We start from the raw sequence: 17,992 nt of genomic DNA on the forward strand, positions 1-17,992 counted from the left end.
ATGATTACGTTTGCAGAACCGAGTGAATGTTATAATATTACGCTTTACCCAACAAAACGTCGAGAATTCGTATTATGTTACATAAAAAAAAATGGCTAAAGCGGGCAATGCTAGCCAGCGCAATTTTAATTGCCAACCCATTTAATATTGCCTCAGCGGCGGTCGTTACATCAGTACGGCCATTAGGTTTTATTGCCTCTGCCATTGCCGATGGGGTGTTACCAACGGAAGTATTATTGCCCGATGGTGCATCGCCACACGATTATGCGCTTCGTCCGTCGGATGTCCAGCGGTTACGCAGTGCCGAGCTGGTTATTTGGGTCGGACCAGAAATGGAAGCATTTTTAACAAAACCATTGACACAAGTTGCTGATAATAAAAAGATTGCACTGGCTGAGTTACCTTCAGTTACACCTTTATTGATCAAAGGTGACGAACATGATGAACATGAAGGTGAAACCGCAGGGCATGACCATGATCATGCTGAAGATAATCACAGTGACGAGCACCATCATGGCGAGAACAACATGCATATTTGGTTGTCGCCAACGATTGCGAAACAATCTGCAATCGCTATTCACGACAGATTATTGGAACTTATGCCACAAAATAAGGACAAATTAGATGCAAACCTGCGCCGATTCGAGGATCAACTAGCGCAAAACGAAAAAAATATTGCTACTATGTTGAAGCCTGCCCAAGGTAAGGGATATTTCGTCTTTCATGATGCCTATGGCTACTTTGAAAAACACTTTGGCTTGAGCCCGTTAGGGTATTTTACAGTCAATCCCGAAATACAGCCTGGTGCGCAGCGTTTACATCAAATTCGAACACAGTTGGTTGAGCATAAAGCGGTATGCGTTTTTGCTGAGCCACAATTCAGGCCGGCCGTCATTAATGCCGTTGCTAAAGGAACAAATGTGCGTTCAGGCACCTTGGATCCCTTGGGCAGCGGTATCGTATTAGGCAAGGACAGCTATGTGAACTTTTTGTCTCAGTTGTCGAACCAATACGTGAGCTGCCTGAAGTAAGATTAAAAGGATACTCATAAGTGCAGCAGATAGTCCGAACTATCACCTTGGCGTATAACAATCTCCCTCGACCCCACCGTATTATGCTGGGGTCGTTGACTGTAATGACACTGGCCGTAGCTGTTTGGCGGCCTTTTGTTTATCACCCCGAGCATGAACCTGTCGCTAAGAGCGTGGTATTAGATACCAGCCAAACCCGCATTTTATTACCTGAAGCCAGCGAACCCATCGATCAGCCCACGCCTGATGATGAAATTCCACAAGATGAGCTAGATGCCAAAGATGTTAGTGAAACCGGTGTTCATGAGTATGTGGTTTCAACTGGGGATACCCTGAGCAGCATTCTTACCCAGTACGGCATTGATATCTCTGATGTGTCGCTGTTGGCGACGCAAAACCGTGATCTGCGTAATCTGAAGATCGGGCAGCAAATCTCTTGGACCGTCAATGATACCGGTGATTTACAGAGCTTGACTTGGGAAGTTTCTCGTCGTGAAACGCGGACTTATGACCGTGTTGGCAATAATTTCAAAGAGACCAAAGAGCTACAAAAAGGTGAGTGGAGCAACAAGGTTCTGACGGGGCGCCTTGATGGCAGCTTTGTCACCAGCGCCAGGAAGGCAGGCTTGACGGCTTCCGAGATTCGCGCGGTCACTAAAGCATTACAGTGGCAGCTTGACTTCGCCAAACTGCGTAAAGGTGATCAATTCTCGGTTTTGATGTCACGTGAAATTCTTGATGGCCGCAGTGAGCAAAGCCAACTGGTCGGGGTGCGTATGCGTTCCGGTGGTAAGGATTACTACGCTATCCGTGCCGATGACGGTAAATTTTATGACCGGCTTGGTTCTGGCCTGGCCCGTGGTTTCATGCGTTTCCCTACCATGAAGCAATTCCGGGTGTCGTCAAACTTTAACCCACGCCGCCTAAACCCGGTAACCGGGCGTATTGCCCCGCATAAAGGTGTGGATTTCTCTATGCCTGTCGGGACGCCAGTGCTCGCCGTCGGTGATGGTGAAGTCGTGATCGCAAAACGCAGTGGGGCTGCGGGTAACTATGTTGCTATCCGCCATGGTCGCCAATACACCACCCGTTATATGCATCTGAAAAAGTTGTTGGTCAAGCCAGGTCAAAAAGTAAAACGTGGTGATCGTATCGCATTGTCAGGTAATACTGGCCGCTCTACTGGTCCTCATTTGCACTATGAATTCTGGATGAATCAGCAAGCCGTTAATCCATTAACCGCTAAATTACCGCGCTCAGAAGGCTTGAGTGGTAAAGACCGCAGTGAATATCTGGCTATCGCCAAGCAGGTCATTCCGCAGTTACAACTGGATTAACCGCTATCCAGTAACCACTATCTACCGGAGTGTTATACCCAGACAGTGGAGTTGCAGGGGGCAGCAAACCTACGAATCCCAATGAACTTAGGTTAAGTGATTCGGGTGAGTGGGAGTAGCTAGCAACCCTGCGGCTTCAAGGATGAAGGGTATACTATTATTAGCCCACAGAATTCCAAGAGTTCCCCCATGCATAAAGATAAACATGACGCCGCTGGCTTTATTCCGGTATTTAAGAAATCTTTCCTCCACCCACGGTTTTTGGGGGTATGGTTGGGGGCCGGTTCTATGGCCGCGATGGCTTATGTGCCACCGAAATTCCGCGATCCTTTGTTAGCAGGGATTGGCCGTCTGGCGGGCAAGTTTGCCAAGAGCGCCCGTCGTCGCGCGCGGATTAATCTTCTTTATTGTATGCCAGAGCTGCCGGAAGCTGAGCGCGAACATATCATTGACCAGATGTTTGCCACTGCGGCGCAACCGTTGATGATGATGGCAGAACTGTGCTTTCGTGAACCGAAGAAAGTACTCTCTCGGGTTCATTGGCACGGTTTGGAGATTCTTGACGAGTTGCAGCAGCAGCAGCGTAATGTCATTTTGTTGGTGCCACATGCCTGGTCGATCGATATACCGGCAATGCTGCTCGCAGAACAGGGCAAACCAGTTGCCGGTATGTTCCATCATCAGCGCAATCCGCTAGTTGATTATTTATGGAATAGTGCCCGTTTGCGGTTTGGTGGGCGAATTCATGCGCGTGAAAGTGGCATCAAGCCATTTATCAGTTCAGTGCGCCAGGGGTTCTGGGGCTACTATTTGCCGGATGAAGATTATGGCCCTGAGCAAAGTGAATTTGTTGATTTCTTTGCCACCTATAAGGCGACCTTGCCAGCAGTGGGGCGTTTGATGAAAGTATGTCGTGCGGCAATCGTACCGATGTTCCCAGTCTATAATTATCGCGAACACCGCCTTGATATCTATATTCGTCCACCGATGGATGATTTGGCTGATGCTGATGACGCCTATATTGCCCGCCGTATGAATGAAGAAGTTGAGTTGTTGGTCAAACCCAACCCGGAGCAATATACCTGGATTCTTAAGTTGTTGAAAACCCGTAAAGAGGGTGAGATAGAGCCTTATGTTCGTAAGGATATTTAACAGTCGCTATCGTGATTAAACATAAAAAAGCCCGCACATTTTAGTCGCGGGCTTTTGCATTTATTGGCTACAGCAAACTACTCAACACGTAGGATGCGGCTGGTATTGGTCGTACCAATAGTCCCCATCACATCGCCCTGCGTTACAATAACCAGATCTCCTGAGACTAGGAAACCTTTATCTTTCAGTCGGCTGACAGCTTCACTGGCCGCCAGAACACCATCAGTATGGGTATCACAATAAACTGGCGTGACACCACGGTAGATTGCCGTCAGATTTAAAGTATGGTCATGACGCGACATCGCAAAGATAGGCAAACCGGAGCTGATACGGGACATCATCAGTGCCGTACGGCCAGATTCGGTCATGGCGATAATGGCCGTGATACCTTTCAGGTGGTTTGCTGCATACATGGTCGACATCGCGATAGCTTCTTCGACATTGTCGAATTGCACATCAAGGCGGTGTTTAGACACATTGATACTTGGGATCTTCTCCGCACCCAGACAAACTCGTGCCATAGCAGCAACAGTTTCTGCTGGATACTGACCGGCAGCGGTTTCTGCTGACAACATAACAGCGTCAGTACCATCTAGCACGGCGTTAGCTACGTCCATCACTTCCGCACGGGTTGGCATCGGGTTGGTTATCATTGACTCCATCATTTGAGTCGCGGTGATAACCGCACGGTTAAGCTGACGAGCACGGCGGATCAGTTTCTTCTGAATTCCCACCAGCTCTGGGTCACCAATTTCTACCCCCAAATCACCACGGGCAACCATCACTACATCAGAGGCCAGGATGATATCATCCATAGCTTCATCGGTTGCAACCGCTTCAGCACGCTCAACTTTTGCCACGATTTGTGCATTACAGCCAGCATCACGCGCCAAACGGCGGGCATAATGCAAATCTTCGCCAGTCCGTGGGAACGAAACAGCCAGGAAGTCCACCCCGATTTTAGCGGCGGTAATAATATCGGCTTTGTCTTTTTCTGTCAGCGCTTCTGCCGACAGACCGCCACCGAGCTTATTAATGCCCTTATTATTGGAGAGTGGGCCACCGACAGTAACTTCGGTGAACACTTTCATGCCCTGGACTTCAATGACTTTTAATTGTACCCGGCCATCATCCAGCAGCAAAATATCACCAGGAACCACATCAGCGGGTAGGCCTTTGTAATCGATACCGACTTTGTCTTTATCACCTTCGCCTTTTGCCATATTGGCATCGAGCAAGAATTTATCATGTACGTTAAGGAATACTTTGCCTTCCTTAAAAGTAGATACCCGGATTTTAGGACCTTGCAAATCGCCAAGAATAGCAACATGGCGCCCTAATCTTGCAGCGATCTCACGGACTTTATTGGCCCGCAACTCATGATCTTCGGCGCTACCATGGGAAAAATTCAGGCGGACTACGTTAGCACCAGCAGCAATAATCTTTTCCAGATTATTGTCGCGGTCGGTAGCCGGCCCCAGTGTAGTAACAATCTTGGTCCTTCTGAGCCGTCTGGACATCTCTTACTCCGTTGACTGATGAAGCATGGTGTTGTTAAAACAGCGGATAATGAATCCGATAGTAAAATGTAATTAAGATCAAATTTTACGACGACATGCGATACGATAACCCTGTTTTACCACACAGCGCCATGCATGTTATCCGCTTGCGGATGTAAAACGATTGATGCATAAATGGCCCCATCCGAGCACCACCAATACATCAATGACAACATTACAAAAGCGAGCTATTTACCCCTTATCGGTTTTGGTAACGTTTACCGCCGCCATACAAGGACTATTTTCCAATAATACGTCAAATTATTACTCCAGAAGATGCGCTAACACAAAACAAAGCGACTTCTGCCCTTGACGTTATTCACCGCTGTTGACGCGCGGCGAACCTTTATCAAAGCGCGATTCTTTCAAGGCGTCTTTCACACGTTTCAGGTTATCCCTGAATTTTGCTCCACGCCGTAGGGTAAACCCGGTTGCCAGCACATCAATTAATGTCAATTGAGCAATACGGGAGACCATCGGCATGTACATATCAGTATCTTCCGGCACATCCAGCAGCAGTGATAGTGTTGCTTCATTTGCCAGCGGTGTATCACGCGAGGTGATAGCAATCACTGTGGCATCGTTTTCACGGGCTAAGTGGGCCAACTCGACCAGGTTTTTCGTCCGGCCAGTGTGAGAGATCAATACCACTACATCACCCTCACTGGAATTCATACAACTCATACGTTGCATAACGATGTCATCGAAATAAATTACCGGAATATTGAAACGGAAAAATTTATTCATCGCATCGTGAGCAACCGCGGCAGAGGCGCCAAGGCCAAAGAACGAAATTTTCTTCGCCTGAGTCAGTAAATCTACTGCCCGATTAATGGCCGCAATATCTAAATTGTTTTTCGCCATATCCAAGCTGGCCATGGTCGATTCGAAAATTTTTGTCGTGTAAGCAGCTACACTATCATCTTCTTCGACATTGCGGTTCACATAAGGTGTGCCATTTGCCAGACTTTGCGCCAAATGCAGTTTAAAATCAGGGAAACCTTTGGTGTCCAGTCGGCGGCAAAAACGGTTAACCGTCGGTTCGCTAACGTTCGCCATTTTGGCTAGTGTCGCGATACTTGAATGGATGGCAGTTTGTGGGGAGGCGAGGATCACCTCGGCGACTTTCCTTTCTGATTTGCTCAGGAGGTCCAGACTATTTTGGATATTTTCCAGCGTATTCATATATCGAGAGTCACCCATGGGTTTTACCGATTTCATTTAAAGGAGAAATCTATGCCGGTTTAATGAAAATATACTACGAGCTGGGACCCGTTGGCAGTGGCATAGGGTGGGAAGTAAGGTTTTTTCACCAGAATATGACCTGTGTCTAATTTTCATAATGGTAAATAGTTGTCAAAAACGTCATAAAATTACATTTTAAAGTTGCACGGCCTGATTTGGCGCGGCTTGGCACCCTGATGGATGTTTTTTAACCTTTTTTGCTCTGCTTTTATCTGGGTTTACTGGCTATAGTCAAAGAGAGTACATTAGTAATGTAAGAAAATTACAAATATCCTGCAACGAGGAGAATAACATGGCGGTAACTAATACAGCCCAGGCAGCCCAGGCGTGTGATCTGGTGATTTTCGGCGCTAAGGGAGACTTGGCTCGCCGGAAACTGCTGCCTTCCCTTTACCAATTAGAGAAAGCGGGTCACATCCACCCAGATACTCGCATCATCGGCGTAGGCCGTGCCGAGTGGGACAAAGACGCGTACACAGCCGTGGTAAAGGAAGCCCTCGATACCTTTATGAAAGAGAAGATGGATGATGAATTGTGGCAAAAGCTCAGTTCTCGTCTCGACTTCTGTAATTTGGATGTCAATGACAGCAAACACTTTGCCAAATTGGGCAAGATGCTGGATCAAAAAAGTCGTACCACCATTAACTACTTTGCCATGCCGCCCGATACGTTTGGTGCAATTTGTAAAGGATTGGGCGAAGCAGGGCTGAATAAAGAGCCTGCTCGTGTGGTAATGGAAAAACCGTTAGGGAAGGATTTGGTCTCTTCTCGGGTGATTAACGATCAAGTGGCAGAATATTTCAACGAGTGTCAGGTTTACCGTATCGACCACTATTTAGGTAAAGAGACAGTACTGAACCTGTTGGCTCTGCGTTTTGCTAACTCACTGTTTGCTTCTAACTGGGATAATCGCACTATTGACCATGTGCAGATCACGGTTGCCGAAGAGGTCGGGATTGAAGGGCGCTGGGGCTATTTTGATGAAGCCGGCCAGATGCGTGACATGATCCAGAACCATCTACTGCAAATCCTGACCATGATTGCCATGTCACCGCCAGCAGATCTCAGTACTGACCGAATTCGTGATGAAAAAGTGAAAGTACTGCGATCATTGCGCCGTATCGACCACACCAATGTGCGGGAAACCACAGTACGTGGTCAGTATACCGCCGGTTTTGTCCAGGGTAATAAAGTACCCGGCTATCTGGAAGAGGAAGGGGCGAATAAGAACAGCAACACTGAAACGTTTGTTTCTATCCGTGTCGATATTGATGACTGGCGTTGGGCTGGGGTGCCGTTCTATTTGAGAACCGGCAAACGCCTGCCAACAAAATGTTCTGAAGTGGTGGTTTACTTTAAAAATCCGGCACTGAATCTGTTCCGCGAGTCTTATCAGCAATTGCCTCAAAACAAGCTGACGATCCGCTTGCAACCGGATGAAGGTATCGAGATTGAAGTGCTGAATAAAGTGCCAGGTCTGGAGCATAAACACCGTCTGCAAACCACCAAGCTGGACCTCAGCTTCTCCAAAACCTTTAACGAGCAGCATATTGCTGATGCCTACGAGCGTCTGTTGCTGGAGACCATGCGTGGTATTCAGGCACTGTTTGTGCGCCGTGATGAGGTTGAGGAAGCGTGGAAATGGGTCGATTCCATTATGGATGCATGGGCGGCTGATAATGACGCACCTAAGCCATATCAATCTGGAACCTGGGGGCCGGTGGCATCCGTTGCCATGATTACCCGCGACGGTCGTTCATGGAATGAGTTCGAATAAATATTTAGGTTATGACTATACCCTAAATAATTCGAGTTGCAGGAAGGCGGCAAGCGAGAGACAAATCGGTCGGGAAGCGATTTGAACAGTATTTATGCTAGCCCGTAGGATGAGGCTCATTAACCCCGATGAGCTTACATCAGTAAGTGATTCGGGTTATTGAGCGTAGCCAACGTACATGCAGCTTGAAGTATGACGGGTATATTCCCGATAACAGCGCCTCACCTAGGCGCAATAATAAAGAGTCGTTAGCTGGCTCGCATTGTGATTCTTTATGGCAGACAGAAGCAGGAATACATGTTCTGCCTGCCATATTTCAACTGGCACCCTCGGGTGAGTACATGCCAATCGGCATAAGTGGAGATAACAACTGATGAAAAGCTGGAAAACGAGCGCAGAACAGATCATGACCGCAGGCCCCGTGGTCCCGGTGATTGTGATTAATAAGCTCGAGCAGGCGGTACCGTTGGCAAAAGCCCTGGTGGCTGGCGGTGTTCGGGTGCTGGAAGTGACGTTGCGCACCCCTTGTGCTGTTGAGGCTATCCGTGCTATCGCAAAAGAAGTTCCTGAGGCGATTGTCGGCGCAGGTACTGTGCTCAATCCACAGCAGTTGGCTGATGTGGTTGAGGCTGGCGCGCAATTTGCTATCAGCCCAGGGCTGACTGATGAATTACTTAAGGCAGCCACTGCAGGCTCAATCCCATTAATTCCTGGGATCAGCACCGTTTCAGAACTGATGCTGGGTATGAGTTATGGCCTGCGTGAGTTTAAATTCTTCCCGGCAGAAGCTAATGGTGGTGTTAAAGCATTGCAAGCCATCGGCGGCCCATTCTCGCAAGTGCGTTTCTGCCCAACCGGCGGCATTACCCCGAATAACTACCGTGATTACCTGGCGCTGAAAAGCGTATTGTGTATTGGCGGTTCATGGTTGGTTCCGGCAGATGCGCTGGAAAAAGGGGACTACGCTCGTATTACTGAATTAGCCAAACAAGCCGTGGCGGGTGCAACAGCATAAGCTGTTCTAACCTCCTGAACTGACGAGATAATTCGCATAATCTCGTCAAACTATAAACCTCTGCCATGCAGGGGTTTTGTTTTTTTAGAACCACTAACTTATTATTTTATAATCTCTTTTTTTAAACTATTTATAAAATTGATGGTTTGCTTTATAAAATTGGCTGTGGTAAAAATACAGCAGTGAATTATTCCATTTTGATGAGGGTTTTAGGCGTATCACACTAGGTTTGGCAAACAAGTATGTAGCTAAAGCATGTGTGGCTAAAAAAAAGAGATATATTATGATTAAAACTAATGGAATTACTTTCAAACCTTCTACCTGTCAACTTTTCCTGTCAGCCATTCTGGCCAGTGAGCATCACTGGTGTAGCGAGCTGTAGCGTCTTTATTCTTCCATCTTAAATACCCGTCATACTTGATGCTGCATGTGCGTTGGCTGCGTTCAATCACCCGAATCACTTACTGATGTAAGCTCATCGGGGGTCTCTTGCTTAGCGCCTTCCGGCAATTCGAATTATTTAGGGTATAAAAAAGTTTATACGCCAAGTGAGTTTCTATTTCTTACGGCCTGCGCATGTCTATTCCTTGTGAATAGGGCATCAAATTAGGATAACCGTAACAAATAGACCTTAGCGTGCGTTTTACCCGTCACTTTTCAAATAGCAGGGATGTTGGCCACTTATTACTCGGCCGTCCATGGGCCTCGCCTCTTTGAGGTCGCTGCTTGCACTTTGAAATCGATAGGGTAGCTGTGTTAGGAGAAGAATGATGATTTATTGGATATTTTTAGGTTTAGCGATTGTCGCAGAAATTATCGGCACGTTATCAATGAAATATGCCAGTGTCAGTGGTGAAATGACCGGGCATATCGTGATGTATTTTATGATAACCGGTTCATACATTTTACTGGCTCTGGCAGTGAAGAAAGTCGCGCTAGGCGTGGCCTATGCCCTGTGGGAAGGGATTGGCATCCTGATTATTACTGTGTTTAGCGTGCTGTGGTTTGATGAAAGCTTATCACCACTGAAAATTGCCGGTTTAGTGACCTTGATCGGCGGCATAATGTTAGTGAAGTCAGGGACGCGTAAGCCGAAGAAACCAAGCAGACCGCACAACAATTCAGGTGAGCAGCATGCAACAGCTTGAGTTTTACCATATTGCGTTTCTGATTTTGGCGGTCATCCTGGAAATCATTGCCAATATCTTGCTGAAAATGTCAGATGGTTTTCGCCGGGTATGGTTAGGCATATTATCACTGCTGTCAGTGTTAGGGGCATTCAGTGCTTTGGCACAAGCAGTGAAAGGCATTGAATTATCAGTGGCTTATGCCTTGTGGGGCGGGTTCGGTATTGCCGCCACCGTGGCCGCAGGTTGGATTTTGTTTAATCAGCGACTGAACTATAAAGGCTGGATCGGCCTGATTTTGCTACTGGCCGGCATGGTGATGATTAAGCTGTCCTGATATCCCCTTTGTACTTGAAGCTGCAGGGGTGTTGGCTGCGCGCGCAAACCCGAATCACTTACCGGTGTAAGCTCATCGGGATTTGTTTGCTGGCAGCCTACCTGCAACTCCAATTACTTTGGGTATATCGAGTGACAGTTTTTAATCGAAGCTGATAAGCGGGGAAATGTACTGAATGGGTCCTTATTTGTTTAAAATACAAGGGGCGCGAGCCGTCAGAGTGCCCATCAGTGCAGTCGCCCCGCAGATCGCAAAATCAAATAGCCGCAATAATTTTGATTTCAACTTTGTACTTCGGATTCATCAATTTGGCTTCGACGGTGCAACGCACTGGCGCATTGCCATCAACCACCCAGGCATCCCACGCCGCATTCATCGCCGCGAAGTCCGCACTGTCTGCCAGAAAAATGGTGGCATCCAAAATACGGCTTTTATCTGAACCGAGCTGATTCAACATCATATCTATTGCAGCCAGTGTGTTGGCAGTTTGCGCCGTGGCGTCTGCATCCAGATTTTCCGGTACGCTGGTGTAATAGATAGTGTTGTTAAATACCACAGCATCTGACCAACGTTTTTCTGGATTAATTCGTTCAATACTCATTTTCACTCCCTTGTGTGAATGTCAATGTCAGTTATCAGTAGTAGGGTAGCATAGCTTATGATGAGAATGTGTGGTCGCGGGGCGATAGGCTTGGCATAATCACCGCTGATTTCGCCCGGAAGAGAACGCGTGACAGACGATTTTGCAACAGACGGCGCATTAGCGCAGGCTATTACAGGTTTTAACCCCCGAGAGTCTCAGCGCCGAATGGCGGCGGCCATCAGTGAATCTATTGATGCCAAACAACAATTGGTGGTAGAGGCAGGTACCGGTACTGGTAAAACATTTGCCTATTTGGCGCCCGCACTGCGTGCTGATTGCAAAGTGATTATCTCCACAGGTTCGAAAGCGTTACAAGATCAGCTCTATTCGCGTGACTTACCCACGGTAGCGACTGCTCTCAAATACAAAGGGAAGCTGGCCTTATTAAAGGGGCGCTCAAACTATCTTTGTCTGGAACGACTTGAACAGCAATCATTGGCCGGGGGTGAATTAGCCAGTGAGACATTGGTTGATTTGGTTCGTTTGCGTGGCTGGTCAGCCGAAACCATCGATGGTGATATCAGTACCTGTGGCCAGGTGGCTGAGGATAGCTTTGTCTGGCCGTTGGTCACCAGTACCAATGATAACTGTCTGGGTAGTGATTGCCCGCTGTATAAAGATTGTTTTGTGGTCAAAGCCCGCCGTAAGGCGATGGATGCAGATATAGTGGTGGTGAACCACCATCTGTTCTTGGCGGATATGGTGGTGAAAGAGAGCGGTTTTGCCGAACTGATCCCCACCGCAGATGTGATGATTTTCGATGAAGCCCACCAGATCCCCGATATTGCCAGCCAATACTTTGGTCAGCAACTGACCAGTAGACAACTAATGGATTTGGCAAAAGATATTATTATTGCCTATCGCACCGAAGTGCGTGACTCCGCTCAATTGCAAAAAAGCGCCGACCGTCTGACGCAAAGCACGCAAGATTTCCGTCTGGTGCTCGGCGACCCGGGATATCGCGGCAATTTACGTGATGTACTGGAACAACCGGCGATTCAGCGGGCGTTGCTGTTGCTCGATGATGCGCTGGAGTTGTGTTATGACGTGATGAAGCTTTCCCTTGGCCGTTCAGCCATGCTGGATGCTGCTTTTGAACGTGCAACGGTGTATCGCAACCGCCTTAAGCGTTTAAAAGATGTCACTACACCCGGCTACAGCTATTGGTATGAGTGTAATTCACGCCATTTCGTACTGGCGTTGACACCGTTGTCGGTTTCTGATCGTTTTCGTGAGCTGATAGAAGAAAAACCGGGAAGCTGGATTTTTACCTCTGCCACACTGTCGGTTAATGATCAGTTATCACATTTCACCTCAAGGTTGGGGCTAACGAACGCCAAAACGCTACTCCTGCCCAGTCCGTTTGATTACGCCAATCAGGCATTACTCTGTGTGCCACGCAATTTGCCTTCGGCAAATGAACCTGGGGCTGCCCGTAAACTGGCGGTGATGCTAAAGCCACTGATTGATGCCAATAAAGGGCGTTGCTTCTTTTTGTGTACCTCACACCAGATGATGCGTGGTTTAGCCGAAGAGTTCCGCGCCAGCATGACGCTACCTGTTTTGGTGCAAGGCGAAACCAGCAAGGGGCAGTTGCTGGCACAGTTTGTAGCAGCAGGCAATGCACTGCTGGTGGCGACCAGCAGTTTCTGGGAAGGGGTGGATGTGCGGGGCGACGCGTTATCTTGTGTCATCATCGACAAATTGCCGTTTACCTCACCGGATGACCCTTTGTTGAAAGCCCGCATCGAAGATTGCCGTCTACGTGGTGGTGACCCGTTCAATGATGTGCAATTGCCTGATGCCGTTATTACCTTGAAACAAGGTGTGGGGCGTTTGATTCGTGACATCGACGATCGCGGCGTGCTGGTTATCTGTGATAATCGCCTGGTGATGCGCCCTTATGGCGCGATGTTCCTTAATAGTCTCCCGCCAGCACCCCGCACCCGTGATTTGGCGAAAGCCATCGCTTTTCTCAAGCAACGCGATTAAGGGAAAAGCGAGGAGGGGTGTGCTATCATGCGCGCCCTGTATTGAATTCATACTCTTTTCCTGCCGAGGTTGGCATGTCCACGCGAATTTTAGCGATCGATACCGCAACAGAAGCATGTTCTGTTGCATTGTGGAATAACGGCGAAGTTCAGGCGTTGTTTGAGCTTTGTCCACGGGAACACACCCAACGAATATTACCGATGGTGCAGCAAGTACTGGCTGAATCAGGTTTATCACTGACGCAACTCGATGCATTGGCCTTTGGCCGTGGCCCTGGTAGCTTTACCGGTGTCCGTATTGGTATCGGTATTGGTCAGGGATTGGCTCTGGGCGCAGACTTACCAATGATAGGTATTTCCACCTTACAGACCATGGCTCAGGGGGCATTCCGTCTGACAGGCGCGTCTCGCGTATTGGCTGCGATTGATGCCCGCATGGGGGAAGTCTATTGGGGTGAGTTTGAGCGTGACGCACAAGGCGATTGGCTTGGTGAACAGACTGAGGCAGTAATGACGCCGGCACAAGTCTTGGCACACGCGCCATCACTGAGCGGCCATTGGGCCACAGTAGGCACTGGCTGGCAGACGTATCCTGATCTGGTTAGCAGCGATAACGTGGTGCTGGCTGACGGGCAGATGCTACTGCCGCAGGCAGAGGATATGTTGCCACTGGCATTATCATCATGGGCGAACGGGCGGATGGTGAGTGTGGAAAATGCCGAGCCAGTGTATCTGAGAAATGAAGTGACCTGGAAAAAACTGCCAGGCCGTTAGAACTGCACTGCGCCACGGAAATGTGAAAAATTAACGATATAGCAACTTGTCATCCTGTTTAGAGTCTAAAATATTCAGATAGCTATAGATATGATAAGGAGCAGCACACTATGGCGATAAATACGTCAACAACTCAATCTATAAAGAATAGAAGCCGTAAATGGACGTGTGGCTGGCTAGGATTGGGCGTTTTGCTTCTGTCCGGCTGTGTTACTGTCCCGCCTGCTATTCAGGGTACCACTGCGACGCCGCAGCAAAATCTTAATTTGGTTCGAACCGATCCGAAGGTCTTTATAGGCCAGGAGGCGCGTTTTGGTGGGACCGTCATCAATGTGGCCAACGAAGCGCATCGCACCCGGCTTGAAATTGCCAGCGTACCCTTAGACTCGGGTGCCAGACCTATTTTGGGGGAGCCGTCACAAGGGCGAGTGATAGCCTATGTTAATGGTTTCCTTGAGCCAGTTGATTTTCGTGGTCACCTGGTGACCGTGGTTGGGCCGATTACCGGTGTTGAAGCCGGTAAAATTGGGATGACGCCGTATGACTTTGTGGTGATAAATGCCACAGGTTACAAACGTTGGAATCTTGCACAACAAGTGATGATGCCACCGGCAATGGGCCCGTGGGGTTACCACAACCCTGGGATGTGGGGGCCGGGATGGGGTGGTTGGTACAACCCGGGACCAGCACAGATTCAAACTATTGTTACGGAGTAGGTAGTCTGACCGGTTTCAATTGCTGCCAGATGTTAGGGGGTAATGGCATGAAGGGCGCTGAATTCAGCGCCTTTTTTACGTCGATAAAATATAAAAGATTATATAATCAAAGAGTTATGGTTTTAAATGCTAAAAATCGCCTGTAATATTTTGATTTTATTGAATTTTAATGGGCGGCATTGGCTGCCTTAGTTATTTTTGAGATCTCGGTGCCAGAAAATAGTGACGTATATCCCAACCTCAAAATTGTTTGAAAGCAAACTGGTAAGCTGAGTTAAAATATTGTTAAAGTTCTGGTGTGAATTTGCGTCTTACTCTGACGATCAATAATAATTTCAGGAGTGCTACCTTGGAAAAAGTATGGCTAAAGCGTTATCCGGCAGATGTCCCCGCAGAGATTGACCCGGATCGCTATTCTTCTTTGGTGGAAATGTTTGAGAACGCCGCACTGCGTTATGCGGACCAACCTGCGTTCATCAATATGGGGGAGGTGATGACCTTCCGTAAGTTGGAAGAACGTAGCCGTGCTTTCGCCGCCTATCTACAGCAAGGTTTAGGGTTACAAAAAGGTGACCGTGTCGCCTTGATGATGCCCAACCTGCTGCAATATCCCATAGCTTTGTTTGGTATTTTGCGTGCGGGTATGGTGGTGGTGAATGTTAACCCGCTGTATACCCCGCGCGAGTTAGAGCATCAACTGAATGACAGCGGAGCTGTGGCAATCGTTATTGTCTCCAACTTCGCTCACACGCTGGAAAAGATCGTTTTTAAAACCCAAGTCAAACATGTCATCTTAACTCGCATGGGTGATCAGTTGTCGACGGCCAAAGGGACGCTGGTTAATTTCGTGGTGAAATACATCAAGCGACTGGTACCGAAATATTATCTACCCGATGCTATTTCGTTTCGCACTGCGCTGCAAAAAGGTCGCCGTCTGCAATATGTTAAACCGGATATTATCAATACTGACCTGGCATTTTTGCAATATACCGGAGGTACGACGGGGGTGGCGAAAGGCGCAATGCTGACACACCGCAATATGCAGTCGAACCTGGAGCAGGCGAAAGCGGCTTATGCACCTTTGCTGCAACCCGGCCACGAGCTGGTGGTCACGGCACTCCCCCTCTATCACATATTTGCTTTAACCATGAACTGCCTGCTGTTTATTGAGTTAGGTGGGCGCAGTTTATTGATAACCAATCCGCGTGATATTTCGGGAATGGTAAAAGAGCTAAGTCGCTATCCATTCACCGCCATGACGGGTGTAAATACGTTATTTAATGCTTTGTTGAATAATGAAGAGTTCACCAAGTTAGATTTCTCCACACTGCGCCTTTCTGTGGGTGGCGGCATGCCAGTGCAGAAAGCGGTTGCTGAACGATGGGAAAAACTGACTGGGAAACATCTGCTGGAAGGTTATGGTTTGACCGAGTGCTCGCCGTTAGTGACGGGTAATCCTTATGATTTGAAACACTACAGTGGCAGTATTGGTCTGCCTGTCCCTTCTACCGATGTTCGGCTGGTGGATGATGAGGGTAACGAAGTTGGATTGGGCGAACCGGGTGAACTATGGGTGCGTGGTCCGCAAGTTATGTTAGGCTATTGGCAGCGGCCAGAAGCGACGGATGAAGTGCTGAAAGACGGTTGGCTGGCAACTGGCGATATCGCAACCCTTGATGAACAAGGTTTTTTACGTATCGTTGATCGTAAAAAAGATATGATTCTGGTCTCTGGTTTCAACGTCTACCCCAATGAGATTGAAGATGTGGTAGCGTTACATCCGAAAGTGCTGGAATCTGCTGCGGTTGGCGTGCCTAATGAGGTCTCTGGCGAGACGGTAAAACTGTTTGTCGTGAAAAAAGATGCCTCACTGACACCTGAAGAGCTGCTAACCCATTGCCGCCGCTACCTTACAGGGTATAAAGTACCGAAAATAGTAGAGTTCCGCGACGAGTTGCCGAAATCGAATGTCGGCAAAATTTTACGTAGGGAACTGCGTGACGAACAAGTTAAGGCTAAAGGTAGCAACCAAGACGCAGCCTAACTTAACAGCGTCACTCAATCATCATCAACAACGCCGGTCATCGCCGGCGTTGTTGTGTTTGTCATAGACTAACGACCAAGAGAATCACGTTTTGAATTATCAGTTGATCACGACCAATAGTGCGTTGCAGCAGGTCTGCGAACAAGCCCGGACACATGCTCATGTCGCGCTGGATACGGAATTTGTCAGAACGCGCACCTACTATCCTCAGTTGGGCCTGATTCAACTGTATGACGGTGAACAACTTTCACTCATAGACCCCTTGCCCATCACTGAATGGCAACCTTTCAGTGAGCTACTGCAAGATTTGAATGTGGTGAAATATCTGCATGCTGGTAGCGAAGATCTCGAGGTGTTCTTAAATGCCTTTAGCCGGATGCCAACGCCGATGATTGATACTCAGGTATTGGCGGCATTTTCTGGCCGAACCCTGTCTTGCGGTTTTGCCATGCTGGTAAATGAGTTTGAAGGTGTTGAGCTAGATAAAAGTGAATCACGTACCGACTGGATTGCCCGTCCACTCAGTGAAAAACAGTGTGATTATGCCGCCGCTGATGTTTTCTATCTGTTACCTTTGGCAGCTAAATTAGTGGAAGCCACCGAAGCTGCTGGGCGAATGGATGCAGCGATAGATGAATGCCAACTACTGTGTCGCCGTCGCAGTGAAACACTTGACCCTGAGCTGGCCTACCGTGAGATAACCAATGCCTGGCAGTTACGTGGCCATCAGTTGGCATGTTTGCAGAAGCTGGCGGCATGGCGCTTGCGTCAGGCGCGTGAGCGTGATCTGGCGGTTAACTTTGTCGTGCGTGAAGAGAATCTGTGGCAAGTCGCCCGTTATCAGCCAACCTCGCTGGGTGAGTTAGATTCCCTTGGCCTGAGTGGGCAGGAGATTCGCTATCATGGGCGTACCTTGTTGGCGCTGGTGGCTGAGGGGAATGCTGTAACGGAAGAGCAGCTGCCGCAACCGGTAGCTAACCTGATCGACCAACCCGGCTACAAGAAAGTCTTTAAAGATATTAAAGCGTTGATCCAGTCAGTCAGTGAACGTAGTGGACTGAGTAGTGAGTTACTGGCGTCACGTCGTCAAATAAACCAATTACTCAGTTGGCATTGGAAACTAAAATCAACTGACACTCAGCCTGAATTATTAAGTGGCTGGCGGGGCGATTTGTTGTCTACGGAATTGGCTGAGATTTTGAAACAGTATTAATCGATATTCAGAGTGGGGTGGGCTTCACTCT

The 17,992-nt window shown here is 48.2% G+C and carries 15 protein-coding genes; 12 read left to right on the top strand and 3 right to left on the bottom strand.

What is annotated here, in order from left to right; all coding sequences use genetic code 11:
• Positions 1-74 precede the first annotated feature (74 nt).
• The 3 genes from znuA (at position 75) to lpxM (ending at position 3,520) form a co-directional block, all read left to right on the top strand.
• Entirely contained in the window at positions 75-1,031 is a 957-nt protein-coding gene (gene znuA, locus Q2T72_RS10370) for a zinc ABC transporter substrate-binding protein ZnuA (protein WP_083158997.1), read from the top strand.
• A 20-nt stretch (positions 1,032-1,051) separates the two neighbouring features.
• Positions 1,052-2,368: a murein DD-endopeptidase MepM gene (mepM, locus tag Q2T72_RS10375; protein WP_102970417.1), complete on the top strand. Its 1,317-nt coding sequence runs from the start codon at positions 1,052-1,054 to the stop codon at positions 2,366-2,368.
• A 189-nt stretch (positions 2,369-2,557) separates the two neighbouring features.
• Complete coding sequence (gene lpxM / locus Q2T72_RS10380) at positions 2,558-3,520, top strand: lauroyl-Kdo(2)-lipid IV(A) myristoyltransferase (RefSeq protein ID WP_372569130.1); 963 nt, start codon at positions 2,558-2,560, stop codon at positions 3,518-3,520.
• Between the two features lie 77 nt (positions 3,521-3,597).
• Here lpxM and pyk read toward each other — a convergent pair whose 3' ends face one another.
• Both pyk and Q2T72_RS10390 read right to left on the bottom strand, forming a co-directional pair.
• Positions 3,598-5,040, bottom strand: a complete 1,443-nt coding sequence (gene pyk / locus Q2T72_RS10385; protein WP_083158995.1) for a pyruvate kinase — start codon at positions 5,038-5,040, stop codon at positions 3,598-3,600.
• A 354-nt stretch (positions 5,041-5,394) separates the two neighbouring features.
• A complete protein-coding gene (locus Q2T72_RS10390) occupies positions 5,395-6,282 on the bottom strand; it encodes a MurR/RpiR family transcriptional regulator (RefSeq protein WP_372558924.1) in 888 nt (295 codons plus the stop codon).
• A 334-nt stretch (positions 6,283-6,616) separates the two neighbouring features.
• On the opposite strand from Q2T72_RS10390, the gene zwf reads away from it, so the two are divergent.
• The 4 genes from zwf (at position 6,617) to mdtI (ending at position 10,580) form a co-directional block, all read left to right on the top strand.
• On the top strand, positions 6,617-8,101 hold the full coding sequence (zwf, locus tag Q2T72_RS10395) for a glucose-6-phosphate dehydrogenase (protein WP_372569131.1): 1,485 nt from the start codon (positions 6,617-6,619) through the stop codon (positions 8,099-8,101).
• A 373-nt stretch (positions 8,102-8,474) separates the two neighbouring features.
• Complete coding sequence (locus tag Q2T72_RS10400) at positions 8,475-9,116, top strand: bifunctional 4-hydroxy-2-oxoglutarate aldolase/2-dehydro-3-deoxy-phosphogluconate aldolase (protein ID WP_083158992.1); 642 nt, start codon at positions 8,475-8,477, stop codon at positions 9,114-9,116.
• A gap of 770 nt (positions 9,117-9,886) precedes the next feature.
• Complete coding sequence (gene mdtJ, locus Q2T72_RS10405) at positions 9,887-10,264, top strand: multidrug/spermidine efflux SMR transporter subunit MdtJ (RefSeq protein ID WP_372569879.1); 378 nt, start codon at positions 9,887-9,889, stop codon at positions 10,262-10,264.
• Positions 10,251-10,580, top strand: coding sequence for a multidrug/spermidine efflux SMR transporter subunit MdtI (mdtI, locus tag Q2T72_RS10410; RefSeq protein ID WP_005163022.1), 330 nt, complete (start codon positions 10,251-10,253; stop codon positions 10,578-10,580). Before mdtJ ends, mdtI begins: the two co-directional genes overlap by 14 nt.
• A 256-nt stretch (positions 10,581-10,836) precedes the next feature.
• Here mdtI and Q2T72_RS10415 read toward each other — a convergent pair whose 3' ends face one another.
• The gene (locus tag Q2T72_RS10415) at positions 10,837-11,181 is read right to left on the bottom strand and encodes a RidA family protein (protein WP_083158990.1); all 345 of its coding nucleotides are present in this window, start codon (positions 11,179-11,181) and stop codon (positions 10,837-10,839) included.
• A 129-nt stretch (positions 11,182-11,310) separates the two neighbouring features.
• Between Q2T72_RS10415 and Q2T72_RS10420 the strand changes: the two genes are divergently transcribed.
• From Q2T72_RS10420 to rnd, 5 genes are all read left to right on the top strand, one after another.
• On the top strand, positions 11,311-13,215 hold the full coding sequence (locus tag Q2T72_RS10420) for an ATP-dependent DNA helicase (protein WP_102970416.1): 1,905 nt from the start codon (positions 11,311-11,313) through the stop codon (positions 13,213-13,215).
• 74 nt (positions 13,216-13,289) lie between these two features.
• On the top strand, positions 13,290-13,988 hold the full coding sequence (gene tsaB, locus Q2T72_RS10425; RefSeq protein ID WP_083163669.1) for a tRNA (adenosine(37)-N6)-threonylcarbamoyltransferase complex dimerization subunit type 1 TsaB: 699 nt from the start codon (positions 13,290-13,292) through the stop codon (positions 13,986-13,988).
• A 110-nt stretch (positions 13,989-14,098) separates the two neighbouring features.
• Entirely contained in the window at positions 14,099-14,704 is a 606-nt protein-coding gene (locus tag Q2T72_RS10430) for a Slp family lipoprotein (protein WP_372569132.1), read from the top strand.
• A 349-nt stretch (positions 14,705-15,053) separates the two neighbouring features.
• On the top strand, positions 15,054-16,748 hold the full coding sequence (gene fadD, locus Q2T72_RS10435; protein WP_083158988.1) for a long-chain-fatty-acid--CoA ligase FadD: 1,695 nt from the start codon (positions 15,054-15,056) through the stop codon (positions 16,746-16,748).
• A gap of 91 nt (positions 16,749-16,839) precedes the next feature.
• Positions 16,840-17,961, top strand: coding sequence for a ribonuclease D (gene rnd / locus Q2T72_RS10440; protein ID WP_083158987.1), 1,122 nt, complete (start codon positions 16,840-16,842; stop codon positions 17,959-17,961).
• The last annotated feature ends 31 nt before the right edge of the window (positions 17,962-17,992 follow it).

Source organism: Yersinia sp. 2466 StPb PI (assembly GCF_041538325.1).
Taxonomy (GTDB): Bacteria; Pseudomonadota; Gammaproteobacteria; order Enterobacterales; family Enterobacteriaceae; genus Yersinia; species Yersinia enterocolitica_E.